Annotated in this window: 13 protein-coding genes; 8 read left to right on the top strand and 5 right to left on the bottom strand. The window is 69.7% G+C overall.

Going from position 1 to position 16,318, the window contains the following annotated elements:
• Positions 1 to 200: 200 nt before the first annotated feature.
• Positions 201 to 1,505 (top strand): peptidoglycan glycosyltransferase FtsW, encoded by a 1,305-nt coding sequence (locus P3H78_RS16490; RefSeq protein WP_276109740.1) that lies wholly within the window; start codon positions 201 to 203, stop codon positions 1,503 to 1,505.
• A 569-nt stretch (positions 1,506 to 2,074) separates the two neighbouring features.
• On the opposite strand, the gene rodA is transcribed toward P3H78_RS16490, so the two are convergent.
• The 3 genes from rodA to P3H78_RS16475 form a co-directional block, all read right to left on the bottom strand.
• The gene (gene rodA, locus P3H78_RS16485; protein WP_276109739.1) at positions 2,075 to 3,271 is read right to left on the bottom strand and encodes a rod shape-determining protein RodA; all 1,197 of its coding nucleotides are present in this window, start codon (positions 3,269 to 3,271) and stop codon (positions 2,075 to 2,077) included.
• Between the two features lie 113 nt (positions 3,272 to 3,384).
• The gene (gene tatA / locus P3H78_RS16480; protein ID WP_276109738.1) at positions 3,385 to 3,666 is read right to left on the bottom strand and encodes a Sec-independent protein translocase subunit TatA; all 282 of its coding nucleotides are present in this window, start codon (positions 3,664 to 3,666) and stop codon (positions 3,385 to 3,387) included.
• A 398-nt stretch (positions 3,667 to 4,064) separates the two neighbouring features.
• The gene (locus tag P3H78_RS16475; protein ID WP_276109737.1) at positions 4,065 to 4,985 is read right to left on the bottom strand and encodes an aminoglycoside phosphotransferase family protein; all 921 of its coding nucleotides are present in this window, start codon (positions 4,983 to 4,985) and stop codon (positions 4,065 to 4,067) included.
• A 390-nt stretch (positions 4,986 to 5,375) separates the two neighbouring features.
• Between P3H78_RS16475 and P3H78_RS16470 the strand changes: the two genes are divergently transcribed.
• On the top strand, positions 5,376 to 6,098 hold the full coding sequence (locus P3H78_RS16470; protein ID WP_276109736.1) for a dienelactone hydrolase family protein: 723 nt from the start codon (positions 5,376 to 5,378) through the stop codon (positions 6,096 to 6,098).
• 861 nt (positions 6,099 to 6,959) lie between these two features.
• Here the strand turns inward: P3H78_RS16470 and P3H78_RS16465 are convergent.
• Complete coding sequence (locus P3H78_RS16465; RefSeq protein WP_276109735.1) at positions 6,960 to 7,373, bottom strand: cytidine deaminase family protein; 414 nt, start codon at positions 7,371 to 7,373, stop codon at positions 6,960 to 6,962.
• 192 nt (positions 7,374 to 7,565) lie between these two features.
• Here P3H78_RS16465 and P3H78_RS16460 point away from each other — a divergent pair, with 192 nt between their 5' ends.
• From P3H78_RS16460 to P3H78_RS16440, 5 genes are read left to right on the top strand one after another with little or no spacing between them, the layout of a single operon-like run.
• Positions 7,566 to 8,231, top strand: a complete 666-nt coding sequence (locus P3H78_RS16460) for an ArsR/SmtB family transcription factor (protein ID WP_276109734.1) — start codon at positions 7,566 to 7,568, stop codon at positions 8,229 to 8,231.
• Positions 8,228 to 9,565 carry an MFS transporter gene (locus P3H78_RS16455; RefSeq protein ID WP_276109733.1) on the top strand — a complete coding sequence of 446 codons (1,338 nt, stop codon included), beginning with the start codon at positions 8,228 to 8,230 and terminating at the stop codon, positions 9,563 to 9,565. Before P3H78_RS16460 ends, P3H78_RS16455 begins: the two co-directional genes overlap by 4 nt.
• A complete protein-coding gene (locus P3H78_RS33535; protein WP_276109732.1) occupies positions 9,562 to 10,122 on the top strand; it encodes a hypothetical protein in 561 nt (186 codons plus the stop codon). Before P3H78_RS16455 ends, P3H78_RS33535 begins: the two co-directional genes overlap by 4 nt.
• Positions 10,123 to 10,148: 26 nt before the next feature.
• On the top strand, positions 10,149 to 10,562 hold the full coding sequence (locus P3H78_RS16445) for a hypothetical protein (protein ID WP_276109731.1): 414 nt from the start codon (positions 10,149 to 10,151) through the stop codon (positions 10,560 to 10,562).
• Entirely contained in the window at positions 10,559 to 12,934 is a 2,376-nt protein-coding gene (locus P3H78_RS16440) for an NACHT domain-containing protein (protein WP_276109730.1), read from the top strand. Before P3H78_RS16445 ends, P3H78_RS16440 begins: the two co-directional genes overlap by 4 nt.
• A gap of 338 nt (positions 12,935 to 13,272) precedes the next feature.
• Here P3H78_RS16440 and P3H78_RS16435 read toward each other — a convergent pair whose 3' ends face one another.
• Positions 13,273 to 14,223 carry an SDR family NAD(P)-dependent oxidoreductase gene (locus tag P3H78_RS16435; protein WP_276109729.1) on the bottom strand — a complete coding sequence of 317 codons (951 nt, stop codon included), beginning with the start codon at positions 14,221 to 14,223 and terminating at the stop codon, positions 13,273 to 13,275.
• 1,216 nt (positions 14,224 to 15,439) lie between these two features.
• On the opposite strand from P3H78_RS16435, the gene P3H78_RS16430 reads away from it, so the two are divergent.
• A complete protein-coding gene (locus P3H78_RS16430; protein WP_276109728.1) occupies positions 15,440 to 15,970 on the top strand; it encodes a transglycosylase SLT domain-containing protein in 531 nt (176 codons plus the stop codon).
• Positions 15,971 to 16,318: the final 348 nt, after the last annotated feature.

Here is a 16,318-nt window from a genome sequence, read left to right as displayed (position 1 = left end):
GCGTGCTCGCGGTCGCCGGCGTCACGGCGATCGCGATCCGCTCGCGCGCCGCGAAGGTTAAACAGATGCGCAACTCTTAAAGTGTCCGCGTGGAGAGGCGAACACCTCGTTCCCGGGGCGACACGGTGACACCCGAAGCCCGAGGGGCTGAACGGGCAGGGAACGCAGGGGAGTGGCCGCACCGTGGGCGCGCGCGAGGAATGCCCGGCCCGTGGCGAGGCGTGCTGCATCGCGGGGCGCTGCAGGCGGGGCGGGTCTGGGACCGCCCCATGACGGCGTATTACCTGGTGGCCGGCAGCGCGGCTCTGATCGCGGGGCTGGGGCTGGTGATGGTGTACTCGGCATCCCAGATCCAGGCCCTGCGCTACGGGCTGCCGTCGACGTTCTACCTGCGTCGGCAGGTTCTGGCGGCGGCGATTGGCCTGGTGCTCCTCCTGTCGGTGGGGCGGATGCCGGTGCGATGGCATCGCTTGCTGACCTATCCGCTTTCGGCCGCAGTCATGCTGCTGCTGGGGCTGGTGCAGGTGCCGGGGCTGGGGCGGACGGTCAACGGAAGTACCAACTGGCTCGCTCTCGGCGGGCCGTTCGTGCTCCAGCCCAGCGAGTTCGGCAAGCTCGCCTTCGTTCTGTGGGGCGCGGACCTGTTGGCCCGCAAGCAACGCCATCACCTGTTGGGCGAGTGGAAACACCTGCTGGTGCCGCTGGTACCCGGGGGGCTGTTGCTGGTCGGCCTGGTGCTGCTGGGCGGGGACATGGGTACCGCGGTCATCCTGTGCGCGGTGCTGTTGGGCCTGTTGTGGATCGGCGGAGCGCCACTGCGGCTGTTCGTCACCGTGCTGGCGGGGGCAGGAGTGCTCGCCGGCGTGCTCATCACCACCAGCGGGCACCGGGTGTCCCGCTTCGCCTGCCTCGGGGCGAGCGACCCAGGCCCCGGTGACCAGTGCTGGCAGGTGGTGCACGGCCTGTACGCGCTGTCCACCGGCGGGCTGTTCGGCGACGGCATCGGAGCGAGTGTGGAGAAGTGGGGGCAACTGCCGGAGCCCCACACCGACTTCATCTTCGCTGTCACCGGAGAGGAACTCGGTCTGTTGGGCACGCTGTCCGTGCTGGGTCTGCTCGCCGCGCTGTGCGCGGGCGGGCTGCAGATCGCCGCCCGCACCGCCGATCCCTTCGTCCGGTTCGCCTCCGGAGGGGTTGTCACCTGGATCGCCGTGCAGGCGTCCATCAACATCGGCGGTGTCCTGGGACTGGTGCCGATCGCGGGTGTGCCCCTGCCCTTGTTCTCCTTCGGCGGCAGCGCGCTCATCTCGGCCCTGTACGCCGTGGGCCTTCTGCTCTCCCTGGCTCGGAACGAGCCCTCTGTCCGCACCGCGCTGGCCGCTCGCCGAGGTCCCGGAGTCCTGGCCGGCGTGGCGCGCCGCCCGTGGGGGACCGGGCACCCGGCGGGGCGACGTCATCGCCCAGGTGCGACAGCCGCCGGGTCCCTGCGCACCCGACGACACTGAGGCGTCCGGCTGCCGCCAGGGAGGCGGCCCGGATCCCCGCCCGGCCGCCCGTCGTCAGCCGGTCCGGCTCCACCTTCGGCGCCGCCATCTTCAAGGGCCTCACCCACGAGGCCTCCGCCCGCTGTGCATGCCTGCCGGCCACGCCCGTGAACGAGGGGTCTCACGGCCGTACGAACTGGGTCTCGGCAGCGCTGACGTCCGCGGCCGGCATCGGCGGCGGACGGCGGGCGGTGTCGCTGACCTTTGGACGCGCATCCCGCCCGCGTCGGCGGAGTCTTCGACGGTGGCCGTGAGGGTGAGCTAGGTGTTCTGTCCGGCGAGGTCGTGGACGGGCGAGCCGGATCTCGGCTGAGGGATCCCGAGTGGCGGAGGGCCTTTCGGTTCGGTGTGGATCACCACATCTCCACCGGCCGGAAGGCCCTCCTCGCGATCCGCCGGTCGGCCGACTTGCGGCACAGGACGTTCCCGACTCCGTAGGTCAGCAGGTGCTGGTTGAGCCGCAGGTGCGCGAGGCAGCGGCCGCCGGCGACGAACCCGTACGTGTCGCGATCGTCGCGAGGGCGGTCGCGTCACAGCCTCGTCTGCTGTACCCGGATGGACTGCAGCAGGCCGACCGCCAGCCACACCGCGAACATCGAGGAACCGCCGTAGGAGACGAACGGCAGCGGAATGCCCGCCACCGGCATGATGCCGAGCGACATGCCGATGTTCTCGAAGGACTGGAAGGCGAACCACGCGACGATCCCGGTGGCGATGATCGTGCCGTACAGCTCCGTGGTCTCGCGGGCGATGCGGCATGCCCGCCACAGGATCACTCCGATCAGGGAGAGGATCAGCATCCCGCCGACGAAGCCCAGTTCCTCGCCGGCGACCGTGAACACGAAATCGGTCTGCTGCTCCGGAACGAACTGGCCGGTGGTCTGCGCACCGTGGAAGAGACCCTCTCCCGTCAGGCCGCCGGAGCCGATGGCGATGCGGGCCTGGTTGGTGTTGTAGCCGACTCCGGACGGGTCCAGGCTCGGGTCGGCGAAGGCGGCGAAGCGGTTGATCTGGTACTGGTCCAGGACATGCATCTGCCACACGGCGATGGCACCGAGGACACCCACGCCGAGCAGGCCGAAGACCCAGCGGTTGGAGGCGCCGGCAGCGAGAAGCACGCCCAGGATGGTGACCGTCATGACCATCGTGGAGCCGAGATCGGGCATCAGCATGACGACCGTCATCGGCACGGCGGCCAGACCCAGGGCCTGGATCACGGTACGGCCGGCCGGATGCTTCCTGTCACCTGCATCGACCTGCGCCGCGAGAAGCAGCGCCATGCCCAGGATGATGGTGACCTTCACGAACTCCGAGGGCTGCAGCGAGAATCCGCCGCCCAGGACGATCCAGTTGCGGTTGCCGTTGATGGTGGCACCGAGTGGGGTGAGCACCAGAAGCACGCCGAGGAGTGAAAGGCCGTACAGAACTGGCACCACGTTGCGCAGGGCGCGGTGGCCCAGCCAGATCGTGCCGATCATCAGGACGAGCCCGATGCCGAGGTTCATCAGGTGCCGGACCAGGAAGTAGTACGGGTCGCCCTGGTTGATCGCGGTGCGGTTGCGCGTGGCGGAGTACACCAGTAGCGAACCGATGAGCGACAGGGCAAGGGCCGACAGCAGTATCGGCCAGTCCAGCCGGCGCGCTGTGGAATCGCGCGCGAGGAGCCGCATCCACGCGGGGCGCTCGGGGCCGTATCCCGAGACGGTGAAGCTGTTCGCACCGGTCATATGGGGATCCTCCGGCTTCCGCGGCTACGCGGCCGCCTGCGTGTCGTGCTCCCGGACACCGTCGTCACTCACCCCAGGCCGCCTCGAACACGGCCTGGCCACACCGGTACGACTCAGCCGGCCGGGTTGGTTTCGGCTGCCGGACGGGCCGTCGTGGTCTCACCGGGAGCGGCCCGGATGGCCCGCCCCGCGGGCTCGCCGGTGGCGCTCTCGGCTGGGGCGGCAGTGGAAGGGGCGCTCCCTTCCTCCTTCATGGCCTTGGCCTCGCTCTTGAGGATGCGCATGGACTTGCCCAGCCCCCGTGCGGCCTCGGGCAGCTTCTTCGAGCCGAAGAGCACGATGATGACGATCGCGACGACCAGTAGGTGCCAGGGTTCCAAACCGTTGCGGAGCACTCCGCCCACCCTCCACGCAGACGGCGGTGCGGGCCGGGCATGCCGGACCTGCCGTCACTATTGCTTCCTTGCGCAACTGTACAAGCCCTGGCTCGTTCGGTCGCCGCGTCGGACCCGCCAGGTCGGGCCATCTGGGTCACGACCGGGCGCTCGTACGGGTACCTCTCCCCGAGCCAGGGGCCGGAAGCGGGGCCGCCGGGATCCGCCGGTGGGCGGCGAGGAGCGCGCCGGTGGCTCCTCGCCGAGGTGGCGGGACACGGCGGACCCGGCCGGCGACTCGGATCCCAGGGCGAGCCGGCCGGGGCGGAGGGTGTCCTCAACGGGAGCGATGCGCGCAGGAAACCCGGGCTCCAGGGGGGGAGCAGCTCGCGGGCGCCGGACGTCGCCGGGACGGCAGGTCATCCTCGGTGCTGGGCAGCGGTGAGGCGGCGCAGTGCGGCGTGCCCGGGTGGGCCCCAGGTGCGCTTGCCGCCCGGACGGCCGCGAACGCCTGCCTCTCCGATGGAGATGCAGGCGAGGGCCTTCAGCACCGCCCATCCACGGGCGCGGCGAAGGGCCGCCGGGTCTGGGAGCGGTCGATACGCGGCGTGGAAGCGGTCGGCGACGCCGTCCGGCAGCAGGATCCACGCGGCGGCGAGGTCGCAGGCCGGGTCGCCCGCGAAGAGGTCGCCGAAGTCGATCACGCCGCAGAAGGTGCCGTCCGCGGTGAGGACGTTGGCCGGGTGCAGGTCGCCGTGGAGCCACAGCGGCGGCCCCGTCCAGTCGGGCGCGGCAACGGCGTCTTCCCAGACGGCGCGGATGGCGTCCGGGTCGGGAATCAGACCCGACTCGGTGGCCCAGGTCAACGCCTGAGCGAACCCCTCGGCCCGGTCGGCCAGCGGCCCTCCACGGTCGCGGCCGGCCGGCGCCCCGTCGGGGGCAGGCCGGTGAAGAGCGGTCAGGAAGGCTGCCAAGATGTCGGCTGCATCCGCAGCGCGGGTAGCGGGGGCGCGGTCGGCCGGCGTTCCCGGCACCCAGGTGGTGATGATCCAAGGCCGCGGAAACCGCTCGGAGGGCTCGCTGAGGCGTTGCGGGACGGGGACCGGCAAGGGAAGAGTCGGAGCGAGTGCGGGAAGCCACTCGTGCTCCTTACGCAGCAGCGCGTCCGCGGACAGCGTCGCCCAGGGCAGCCGGACGGCGAGGTCGTCGCCGAGTCGCCACAGCTGGTTGTCCCAGCCGCGCGCGCCGAGCCTCACAGGGAGACCTGCCAGGTCAGGATGCTGGTCGTGCAGCAGATCCCGGACCAGCTCTGCGGTGATCTCGATCTCGGTGGGGGTCATGCGGAGCCACGGTAGTCGCCGGCAGGCCGCCCGTCTCCTGACGTCCAGCACCGTCCGCCGACCGACTCCCGGGCCCGGACGGGGCCGGGAGTCGGTGCTGTCCGAGCCGGGGAATACGTCGATTCCCGGCGGACGCCCCCCGCTCCCGAACTCGTGGACGGGCGCCGTCGGTTCTCGTGAACGGAGCCATGTGGCATCCGGCCGGGCAGCTTCCGAAAAACCTGTTGGAGGACCTCGGCGACCATTGCTAGCTTTCTGGAGGCCGTGCGAGAGGACGAGGAGGTGGTACCCGTGAACGCAGTATCAACATGGGTGCTCCCCTCAGGGGTCACGGTCGGGCGATAGGTCGTCCGGGAGCGCCGTTCACGAGCACTCCCGAAAGGCACGACCATGCACACGACTTCCGAACAGCGCCTCGACAGCGGCGTCCTCGAACGCGAATTCACCCTCGGTGAGATCCCCGGCGTCCTGTGGACGCCGGGATCCGCACCGGCCCCGCTGATCCTGATCGGCCACAACGGCGGCTTGCACAAGCGGCTCCCGCGACTGGTGGCCCGAGCCCGGCACTACGCGGCGGAGTACGGCTTCGCGGTGGCCGCCATCGACGCACCCGGGCACGGTGACCGGCCCCGTTCCGCCGTCGACGAGCAGGCCCGCGCCGACCTCCGCCGGGCGTTGGAAGCCGGCGAGCCGGTCGACGAGATCGTCGATGCGTTCATCCTCCCGCTGGTCGAAAAGGCGGTCCCGGAGTGGCGGACCACCCTGGACGCCCTCCTTTCGCTGCCCGAGATCGACGGCCCGGTCGGGTACGACGGAATGACCGCCATCGGCATCCGGCTGACGCTGGTCGAGCCGCGCATCTCGGCCGCCGTCTTCTTCGGCCAGGGTTTCGTGCCCGACACCCTGCGCGAGGAGGCCCGGCAGGTCGCCATTCCGCTGCAGTTCCTGCTGCAGTGGGACGACGAGGGGATGGAACGACAGCCGGTCCTGGACCTGTTCGACGCCTTCGGCGCCAGGGAGAAGACGCTGCACGCCAATCTGGGCGGGCACGCCGGTACCCCGTGGTTCGAGGTGGACGACGGAGCCCGGTTCTTCACCCGGCACCTGAAGTGAGGCCGGGCCGTCAGGCCGGCAGTGGACGGTAGGCGGTGTCGGCCGGGACGCCCCGCATCGAGGACAGGTCCCGGCCCTCCTCGACGGCGGTGGCCGGCAGATGCACAACCGCCCCGATCGCGCCCGTACCGGCCGGTCGGGGCAGGCCGTCACTGGTGGCGGCGTGACGATCACGGCGGGGAAGCTGACGGCTTCCGAAGCGGCCGGACAGTGCCGCGCATCGGCCGGGAGATCGCGGATGTCCGCGACCTCGCCGACATACACATCCGAGCCATGACCTCCCCCCAGGCCGCAGGCGAACGCCTGCTCGCCACAGGAGAGTTCACCCGGATGCTGGACACGGCCCGCACGCTCAAGGAAGAAATCGGCGAGGACGGCCGGCGAGTCTCCACCCACCGGATCCCCGACGCCGCCGTCCGCAGCAACCCGGGCCATGAGCGGGATCGCCCCGGCCCTCGGACCCCGCAACCGGCACAGCACGGCCAAGGCACACAACACTCCGGGCCGGCAGCCGCTCCCGGCCCCTGAGACCGACACCGACTGCGCCCGCAGCCTGCTGACTCACGGAGCCGCACGGCGGGTACGTTCCGCCGCACCACCGCTGCCACGGCACTGCGCACCGCACCCTCGGCCTCTCACACATGTCCGGACGCGAGAGTTCTGCGAGACACCTGCTGCGAGGTGCTCCTGCGCCCCGGCGTCTGCACCGTCTGCGGCGGACCGCCCGAAGCACACTGAGAAACAACCACCCGGGGCCCCGGCCCCTCCATGGCCCCTCCACGGGCGGTTTCGAGCGCCGCGTCCGGGCAGGGTTCGCCCGGTTGTCGGCCAGTGGTGCCAGATCGTGCCGGGTGGAGCGGTTCACTCAGCGTCGAGCTGGTGGTCGGCCCAGACGTAGCTTTCGGGCAGCAGGTCGGTGATGAGGACGGTCCGGATGCGGTCGCCTTCGCCGACGATGACCTTGAGGGACGGGAAGTAGTCGAGGAGGACCTGACGGCACCGGCCGCATGGGGGAACAACTCCTCGGTCACGGTCTCCCACCGCGACGATCGTGTCGAGCTCGTAGACACCCTGGGCGGCTGCCGCGCCGATGAGGACCAGTTCGGCGCAGGGACCTCCCGTGAAGTGGTAGGTGTTCACGGCGCTGACGATCCGGCCGTCCTGGGCGCGGGCCGCGGCTGCCATGGTGTGGTTGTCGCCCCGGCAGCGAGTGCGGGCAACGTGCTCCGCCGCCCGGATGAGGTCGTGGTCGACGGGGTGGGTCTGCGTGGTCATCTTCTCTGCCTTCGTCAGGTGTCACGCGACGTTGACCCGAGCGACGAGGGTACGCAAGCGAATATCTTCTTGTGGGCCAAAATCCGGACACACCCCGGATGAGCAGTGGCGCCTTGCCGGCGAGCTGGACCGCAAACGGTTCTTCGCGAAGGACTCTTTGCGAAGAACTCTTCGTGGACTACCGTGTGTCGCATGGCTGATGCAGCACAGAGGCCGGACGGCCTGAACGTTGAAGGGGACTCGGTTGTCCTGGATGCCAAGGGGCTGCGTGCCCTGGCGCATCCGGTGCGCGTGCAGTTGGTCGGGCTGTTGCGGAAGTACGGCCCTTCGACGGCCACCCGCCTCGCGGAGCGGCTGGGCGTGAACTCCGGTACGGCCAGCTACCACCTCCGGCAGCTCGGCGCGGCCGGCTTCGTCGAGGAGGACACCGAACGCGGCAACGCGCGAGAGCGCTGGTGGCGTTCGGTGCACCGAACCACCTGGTTCAACGATCCGGAGCTGGCCGAGCGGGAGCCCGCGGCCGCACTGGCCTACCAGCAGTCCGTCGCCGCCACCTACACCCTGCGCACCCAGCAGACCTTGAGCGAGCTTCAGACGATGCCCCGCGCATGGCGGAACACCTTCGACATGAGCGACTGGGCCTTGCGGCTCACGTCCGAGGAAGCCACCGCCCTGTACCGGGAGCTGACGGAGGTCATCGCGCGCTACCGGCGAGACGCGCCGGAGACGGCGGCAAGTGCCCCCGAGGGAGCCGAACGGGTCGCCGTGATCACGCAGATCTTGCCCGAACTGGATGCGCCTGCCGCGTCGTCGCTCCCGTCCGGCCCTCACGATGAGGAAGGAGGCGCGACGTCATGACCGACGACGCCTCGGAGGCCGGCGGCATACCCGGCAGGAGGTCCTTACGGCCGCTGGGCGGAGTGCTGGCGGCCATGGCCGTGTCGCTGACCGGCACGCGGATCTCCGTCGTGGCGCTGCCCTGGTTCGTCCTCGTCACCACCGGCAGCGCCACCCAGACCGGATTGGCCGCCTTCTGCGAGATGACTCCCTACGTGGTGGTCAAGGCGTTCACCGGCCCGCTGGTGGACCGGATCGGCCCGCGGGCCGTCTCCTGGACCACCGATCTTGCCAGCGCGGCCGCCGCCGCCGCGGTTCCCCTGCTCCACGCCCTGGACCTGCTCTCCTTTCCCCTTCTGCTGGCCCTGGTCGCGCTGATCGGCGCGGCCCGGGGACCCGGCGACCTGGCCAAGGACGTGATGGTCCCGGAGGCGGCCGAGCGCGGTCGGGTGCCGCTGGAGCGGGCCACCGGTCTCTCCGGCGTGATCGAGCGGCTCGCCTCCACCGTCGGCCTGGCGCTCGGCGGATCCCTGGTGGCGCTGCTCGGTCCCCTGACGGGGCTCGCCGCCAACGCGGGCTGCTTCGCCCTCGGATCGGTGATCATCAAACTCGCGCTGCCTCGTGGCATGGGGCACGCGGTCGAGGAAGCCCCCTTGCAGGCCGGGGAGACGGAACCGGGCTACTGGCGGCGGTTCGGCGAGGGCTTCACCTTTCTGCGCGGACAGCCGCTGCTGCTCACCGTGGTCGTCATGGTCGGCATCACCAACCTGCTGGACGCGGCCTCCACCTCGGTGCTCGTACCCGTCTGGGCCAGGGAGTCCGGCAACGGGCCGACCGCGATCGGCCTGATGGGCAGCGTCATGGGCGCCGCGGCGGTCGGTGGGAGCCTGATCGCCGCGGTGGTCGCGCACCGGCTGCGGCGGCGGGTGGTGGTTCTCACCGGGTTCCTGCTGGCCGGAGCGCCGAGGTTCCTGGTCCTGGCCTTCGGCGCCCCGTTGGGGGTGGTACTGGCAGTCTTCGCGGTCAGCGGGTTCGGTGCCGGCTTCGTCAACCCAGTGCTGGGGGCCGTCCTCGTCGAACGGGTGCCGCGCCGGATGCTGGGCCGGGTCAACGCGCTCAGTGACTCGCTGGCCTGGGCCGGTATCCCTCTCGGCGGGCTGCTCGCCGGGGCGGCCGTGACCGCTGCCGGACTCGTGCCGGTGCTGCTCGCCTGCGGCACCGCGTACTTCCTCACCACGAACCTGGCTGGACTACGGCGGGAGTGGCGCGAGATGGACCGTACGCGCGGGCGGGGCGCCCTGAAGCCGCACTCCGAGGAAGACACCTCACAAGGCAGTGCCAGTGCAGCGACATGACGATTACGGAAGGGCGGTGGGACGCGGCCGCCGCAGCGCGAGTGCCACTCGGTGAACGGGTTCTGGTCGTAGGCGCGCACATGGACGGCGTCGGAGGCGCCCGCGGTCTGGCCCTGGCCCCACAGTTCGGTGCTCCGGGCGGCGAAGGCGGCGTTCGCGATCCGGATGGCGATGTCACTTGCGTGACGCTGTGCCGACCATTGCCTGGCCCGACCCAGCGGCCCACCCTTCCGGCTTCGACGAAGATCGGTACAAGACATGCACCACCGTCGAGCGAGCCGTTTCAGACACGGGAGAGGCTCTTCTCGCATGGCCTGTTCAGCCCACCGCTGCACCGTGTCCGGCCGGGCGTCCTATTTCGCCAGGGCGTGGGTGGCGGCGTCGACCTTGATGCCGTGCGTGCCGTGCTGTGGGAACCCGGCGTGCTGGGCGAGGGACCGAAGGAGGCGCTACGCGGCAACTCCGGTGTGGGCACTGCCGATCACGTCACGGGGGCGTATCGCCGGCCGAACCGACTGACCGTCAACACAGGTGTGGTTACTCTAAAAGCCGACTAGGTTGCGCGAAAAAGGGGGGGCCTCTGTTGGCTGAGATCGACATTTTGCTTGGCCAGATCATGCCCGTAGTTGAAGCGGCGGCGGGCGCGTACGGCGTCGGCGTGCTGACCAGGGCCGAGGACGAAGCGGCCGGAGCAACGGTGCGGCTTGGACAGCGGCTGCTCGCCCGCATCCTGCACCGTGACACCAACACAGCGTCGATCGAGGCCGCCGTCACCGACCTGGCGGAGAGCAGTGAGGATCCGGACGTACTGAGCGCACTGCGTTGGCAGATCAAAAAGGTCCTGAGGGACGACCCCCAGCTTGCCGGCGAGTTGTCGGCGATGCTGACTGAGCGCCCTGCCGTGCAGGCCACCGGCACGCGTAGCGTGGCAGTCGGCAGGGACAACACGGGGATCATCTCCACCGGCGAGGGTGCACGGAACAATCTGCACCGATGAACGCCGGGCCCGATCCACAGGACCACTCCGTTCGCGCCCCTGACCAGGCTGACGGTGAACGGTCGATCTCGGTTGGGCGTGACAACTCGGGTATTTCGAGTACCGGCGACTACGCGGTCAACGTGCTCTTCGCCGGAGGGGTCTCTGCCGAGGGCGCGCTGGCCGAGCTGGCCGATCGACTCGTGCGGGCAGTGCGCACCGGGCGCCCCTCCGTCGATGAGGAGCTGGCCTACAAGGCCGATCTGCTCGCGAACGAGGTCCGCGCGCGCCTGCAGCATGAGGAGGAACAGCTGCGGCTACAGGATGGGAGCCCGCTGACTGTGCACTGGCAACCGGTGCCCGGCACAGGGCCCGGCAGCGGGGAAGGCATCCGCGGCGCCACGGGTGAGGATGCGGATGCTCCTCCGCTGCACCTGGCCGGTCAACTGGACGAGATCATGGCCGTTCATGAGCGGGCAGAGCCCCGCTCGCTGATGGTGCTGGGACGGGAAGGCTCAGGGAAGAGCGTTCTGGCCCTTCAATTCGCATTGAACCGCCTGAAAGCGCGTTCCCGCGCCGGCAAAGCGCCGGTGCCGGTGGTCTTCAGTCTCGGATCATGGAATCCCAGCACTACGCTGCGACGCTGGTTGACCGGCCGGCTGAAGCGGGACTATCCCTTTCTCGCCGAGGCCGGTCCCAGCGGTAAGACGTGGGCCGCCGCGCTGGTGGGTGCCAATTTGGTGCTCCCGATCCTGGACGGGTTCGATGAGATCGCCGTCGGTCTGCACGTACGCGCGCTGAAAGCGCTCAACAGCAGCACCTTGCCGCTGCTCGTGACCAGTCGCCCCCTGGAATTCGAAGCTGCCACGAAAGCAACCAATGTGGTGCCCTCCGCGGCCGCCATCGAATTGATCGACCTCAAACTGGACGACTCGGTCGCATACCTGCACAAGGCCACCGGCACACCTCCCTCCGACGGTGTGGACGCTGCCCCCCAGGCCGGGTGGGCTTACGTCCTGAGTGAGTTGAGCCGCCGCACACAGGCCAGTGCCAATCTCGCCGCCGTGCTCACCACCCCCTTGATGGTCACACTTGCCCGGTTCGTCTACGAATCCGATTCTGACCCATCGGAACTGTCCGACCGTGACCCGTCGGACCTGCTGAATTCCAAGAAGCTCGACACCCGAGAAGCCCTTGAGAAGCACCTCCTGGACAGCTACATCCGCACTGCCTACGACCGCTCTCTCCCCAACGAGCCCGAAGCAGAACCCGAAGCAGAGGAAAACCGGCGCTGGGATCCCGAACGCGCCCAGCACTGGCTCGGCTACCTCGCAGCACATCTGACCGAGCTCGAAACGCAGGACATCGAATGGTGGCGGCTGGGGGCCACCGTGAAACTGCGCTGGCGCATGCTGTGGGTCGGCGTGACGGTCGGAATCGCGTCCGGCCTTGTGGCCGGGCTCGTTTACGGGGCTGAAAGCGGGCTCTTGTACGGACCCGTGAACGGGCTCGTGGTGGCAAGCCTCACCGGCCCGACGAACGGCCTCGCGGTGGGTCTGACCTTCGGGCTCATGCACGGGTTCGTCACGAAGATGGACGTCGGTGGACCGATGTTCGAACCGTCGCTCATGGAGGTCACGCTTCAGGGCTGGAGAGAGAACGGGACGAAGGCAAGACTCCGGGAGAGCTTCCGCCCCAGAGTCACGCGCGGGCTCGCCGGTGGTCTCCTGTTCGGGCTCCTGTGGGCGCTCGGAAGCGCGGCCTTCACGGCCCTCCTGGGGTGTCCCGGGTCCGTGATCGCGCTGACATCGGGGGAGAACCTCGTGGGCGGGATCGGCCTGGGCTTCGCGATGGGGCTCATCGCCGCGCTCGGAGCCGGGTTCGAGACGGTCATCCCGAGAGAGAAGCTCGTCAACCCCTCGATTCTGTTGCACACGAGCCGCACCACCGTTCTCAAACAGCTACTCACTATCGCGCTCGTGATCGGTTCCGGATACGGGATCGTGTTCGGGCTCGCGAGCAGTGCCGTGGCCGGACTCGGGGCCGGATGGGTGGCCGGGTCCGTGATCGCGCTCGGGACCGGCACCATGACCGCCTGGGGGCGTTGGGCGGTCCTGGCCCGAATGTGGTTGCCCCTGACGGGAAGGTTGCCGAGGGACCTGGATGCCTTCCTCCAGGATGCCTACGAGCGAGGCGTCCTGCGCCGGGTCGGCGCGGTCTACCAATTCCGCCATGCCCAGCTCCGGGATCGCCTGGGCGATGTCTACCAGAAGCGTCTCGAAGGCTCCCGCCCTGGCCCAGGGTCAGCCCATCCGCCTGATGGAAGGAAGCCGGCGCATCACCGCCCTACGGATTGCACCACAGCCCGCTTTCCTGACGGATCGAGGAGCTGACGCCGGCACAGGGGCATCCAAGATATGGCCGAGTTCGGCCCGACGGGCGAGGTGTGCCCGCCCGCATGGTCCACCGAGATCATGCGTGAGTACTACTGAATGAACGGCATCAGCAGCGCAAAGAACCGCTCCGGGCCGCCCGCTTGCTTCGGGTGAGCGCCCGGCTGGACCGGACCGGCAACTGCGCAGGGAGGGCACAGCCACCCCGCTGGCCGACACGATCGACGCCGGCGCGTCGCTGGTAGTCGGTTGCTGAGACACTGAGGGTCGCCGCCGGCGTTGGCCGGGCAGAACACGACAGTCGACCACCCGATGTCCCGCTGATCGCGGCTGCGGGCCTACCGAAAACCGAGGTCCGGATCGGCCTCCACCAGCTCACCGCTGACGGCCCACAGGCGTGCGGCGACCGCCGCATCGGCCATATGAGAGGGGACGGGCTCACGCCGCGGTATGCCACGCAGACCGAAGACCCTCGGCCCCCACAACTGCCCTCCCTGCACCGCCGAGTCGAGGACGGCACGGACGACGGGCCATGCTCCGGCATCCTTGCCCTGCACCACGACCGCGAGGGGCACGGCGCGCAGCCGCTCGCCGAGGGTCGTCCCGCCCACCGGCGGGCGGGACGGGGTGAGGGAGTCCAGTGCGCCGCCAGGGTGGGCCACCACACTGAGCACCGTGCTGCCGGCAGTACGCAAGCGGCGATCGAGTTCAAAGCCGAAGCACATCTGCGCCAGCTTGGATCGGCCGTAGCTGCGCTTGGGCCGGTAGTCCTGGGTGGACTGCAGATCGCCGAGGTCCAGTCGCTCGGACCGCGCAGCGAAGCTTCCGACCGTCACGATGCGGGCCGCAGGCGCCGCGGACAGCAGGGGAGCCAGCCACTGGGTCAGCGCGAAGTGGCCGAGGTGGTTGGTGCCAAACATCAACTCGTGGCCGTCCTCGGTCTCTCGACGCGGCGGATCGTCCAGCGCGACCCCAGCGTTGTAGACCACCGCGTCGAGATGATCGAGCTCCAGCCTGTCCACGGCGGTCCTCAGGGACGACAGGTCGGCGAGGTCCAGCTGAAGGTGCCGCACATGCGCGCCGGGGACTCGTGAGCGGATCGAGACCATGGCGGCATCGGCCTTCGCACGGTCCCGGCTGCCGAGGATGACGACGGCGCCGGTGCCGGCAAGCTGCTCCGCAGCAAAGTAGCCGATCCCGGCGTTACCTCCGGTGACCAGGAAGATCCTGCCCTCGGCACACGGCAACCGGTGAACGTCCCACGGTCGGCTCTGCGATGCGGAAGTCACGATGACAGGCTCCTAACGCTCAGGGTCGTGGCTCACGGGAAGCGCCAACCCACCCAAGGTCGCAACCTCCACCGACATCCCGCCGACAGGATTCCGACACCAATCCGGAGAACTGCCGAGAACAAGACAGCCCTACGCCAGGCCGGCACAGAACCGAGAGCGAGCGCGGACAGGAAAGGCACTCGGTGGCCCACTCGGACGCACGGTCACACTGCTTGCACACAACGGCACTTCTCCGGGCTTCACTCTCCCGGGTCAAGGGGGATCCGTGACTCGTCAAAGGGCCTCCGCATGGTCAGGGCGTGGGCCGGTCGGCGGCCCGTCTGTGTGCGCCGGTAGGACCAGCGCTGTCATGGGGGAGTGCGATGCGAACATCAGGGCGGGGTGGTGAGGGGGAGAAGTACGCCGACCTCGGATGAGGACGACGCTGACTTCTGGGGCTTTGCTCGCGGGGCCGAGGGGTCTTTCACGCCGCTGCCGGACGAAGAGGGAGCACGCCGAGTGCACCTCGCGGGCTGTCTCCCGCAGGGCTTCGTGCCGCTCGGGACCCGGCCCACCGCCGGGTCGTGCTGGGCCGAGCAAGGCCGGCTCGAGCGGCATCCCGCGACGCGTTGCGACGGCTGGCCATGTAGGAGTGGGCCTGCGCCCGGTAGGTCCCGCGGCAGCACGGGACCGATGCGCTGCCGCGTACTGGGCCCGCTGCGCCGACCCGCTCGACCGGGCGCCGCCGCCCGGTGCGGGAAGGGGCGGCCGACCAGCGGTCAGCCGGACTGTCCGTGTGCGGGTCCGAGGTGCGGGTCTCGCCGGGTCTGCCCTGGTCGGCGGAGGGCCGGTGTGGGGCGGGTGGTGGTCTCGGAGGAGGCGGGACTGGAGAGCGGGAATCGGGGTGGGTGCGTGATGCCGCTCATAGGGTGTGGGTCACGTCCTATCGTGCATCGTAGGTGGGTTGCGTCGTGAACAGCCCGAAAGCCCCCAATGGTGCAGATTTCGGGTACTTCTCCGTATGTGGGTAGTACGTCACATTCTTGCGTGGGTTTCCGGCCGCGGCTAACCATGTCCGTCGTTGCCGGGAGCCACGAGGCCGGCCGGGTGTGCAGCGCCCGGCTCGTGCCCGATGCCCTCCTGTGCAGCGCGGGGCCTCGCCCCGACGCCCTACGGGCCGTGACCGGCATCGGCCGGCGACCTTGAAGACGTCTCACAGGAGAGTGCCTTTTTCATGACTGCGATCCCTGCCATCCGCCGTTCTTCCCGCCTGCGTCCCCTTGCGCTGAGCGCTGTGGCCACCACCGGCGCCGCGGCCGCCGTCCTGACGCTGACGCCGGCCTCCGCGCAGGCCGCCGAGGCCCCGCAGAGCGCTCACCGCGTCACCGCTCCCGCCCGCGCCGGCCACACCGACTCCACCGGCGCTACGGGTGCGGGGGCTGCGTCGGGGAACCTCGACGGCTGGATCAGGCAGTCCCTGGCCATCATGAAGGCGAAGGGCATCCCCGGCAGCTACGAGGGCCTGCACCGCAACATCATGCGTGAGTCCAGCGGCAACCCCAACGCCGAGAACGACTGGGACGTCAACGCGCAGAAGGGCATCCCCTCCAAGGGCCTCCTGCAGGTGATCGACCCGACCTTCCACGCCTACCACGTCGCCGGTACCGCTCAGAGCGTCACCGACCCGGTGGCCAACATCACCGCTGCCGCCAACTACGCAGCCCACCGCTACGGCTCCATCGACAACGTCAACTCCGCATACTGACCCGGCCCTGACTGTAATGACCAGCCCTGACGGTGACGTGCGAATGCTGTGCCAGGACACCTTTCCGGCACGTCCGGTGCGTGCAGTGCCGCTGAAGTGCCGACGTCGGAGCCATCGCCGATGAAACGGCGCGTGATGGTCGGAATCGTTGTCGATGGCCCGTGCCCGGCGGCCCGCGTCTCGCCCGAGGCCGGCGCGTCGGAAGCGTTCGCGGACGACCGGATCGCCGGCGCGTGATCATCGAGGCCAAGCGCGCCGCGCATCCGCTGCCCGAGGCACCGGAGCCCAAGGACCGTTGGGCCTCTCGGCCGGTCAGGGCCACGCATCAGGGCTGCGGGGCATCGCCGT

It is taken from the genome of Streptomyces tropicalis (assembly GCF_029269835.1).
Taxonomy (GTDB): domain Bacteria; phylum Actinomycetota; class Actinomycetes; order Streptomycetales; family Streptomycetaceae; genus Streptomyces; species Streptomyces tropicalis.
This window is presented reverse-complemented; position numbering and strand designations above follow the sequence as displayed.

Bases quoted from the DNA above. Each gene is read 5' to 3' on its own strand.
- P3H78_RS16440 (WP_276109730.1), top strand. From the start codon at position 10,559: ATGAACGCCGGGCCCGATCCACAGGACCACTCCGTTCGCGCCCCTGAC.
- P3H78_RS16460 (WP_276109734.1), top strand. From the start codon at position 7,566: ATGGCTGATGCAGCACAGAGGCCGGACGGCCTGAACGTTGAAGGGGAC.
- P3H78_RS16470 (WP_276109736.1), top strand. From the start codon at position 5,376: ATGCACACGACTTCCGAACAGCGCCTCGACAGCGGCGTCCTCGAACGC.
- P3H78_RS16430 (WP_276109728.1), top strand. From the start codon at position 15,440: ATGACTGCGATCCCTGCCATCCGCCGTTCTTCCCGCCTGCGTCCCCTT.
- P3H78_RS33535 (WP_276109732.1), top strand. From the start codon at position 9,562: ATGACGATTACGGAAGGGCGGTGGGACGCGGCCGCCGCAGCGCGAGTG.
- P3H78_RS16465 (WP_276109735.1), bottom strand. From the start codon at position 7,373: ATGACCACGCAGACCCACCCCGTCGACCACGACCTCATCCGGGCGGCG.
- rodA (WP_276109739.1), bottom strand. From the start codon at position 3,271: ATGACCGGTGCGAACAGCTTCACCGTCTCGGGATACGGCCCCGAGCGC.
- P3H78_RS16475 (WP_276109737.1), bottom strand. From the start codon at position 4,985: ATGACCCCCACCGAGATCGAGATCACCGCAGAGCTGGTCCGGGATCTG.
- P3H78_RS16490 (WP_276109740.1), top strand. From the start codon at position 201: ATGCCCGGCCCGTGGCGAGGCGTGCTGCATCGCGGGGCGCTGCAGGCG.
- P3H78_RS16455 (WP_276109733.1), top strand. From the start codon at position 8,228: ATGACCGACGACGCCTCGGAGGCCGGCGGCATACCCGGCAGGAGGTCC.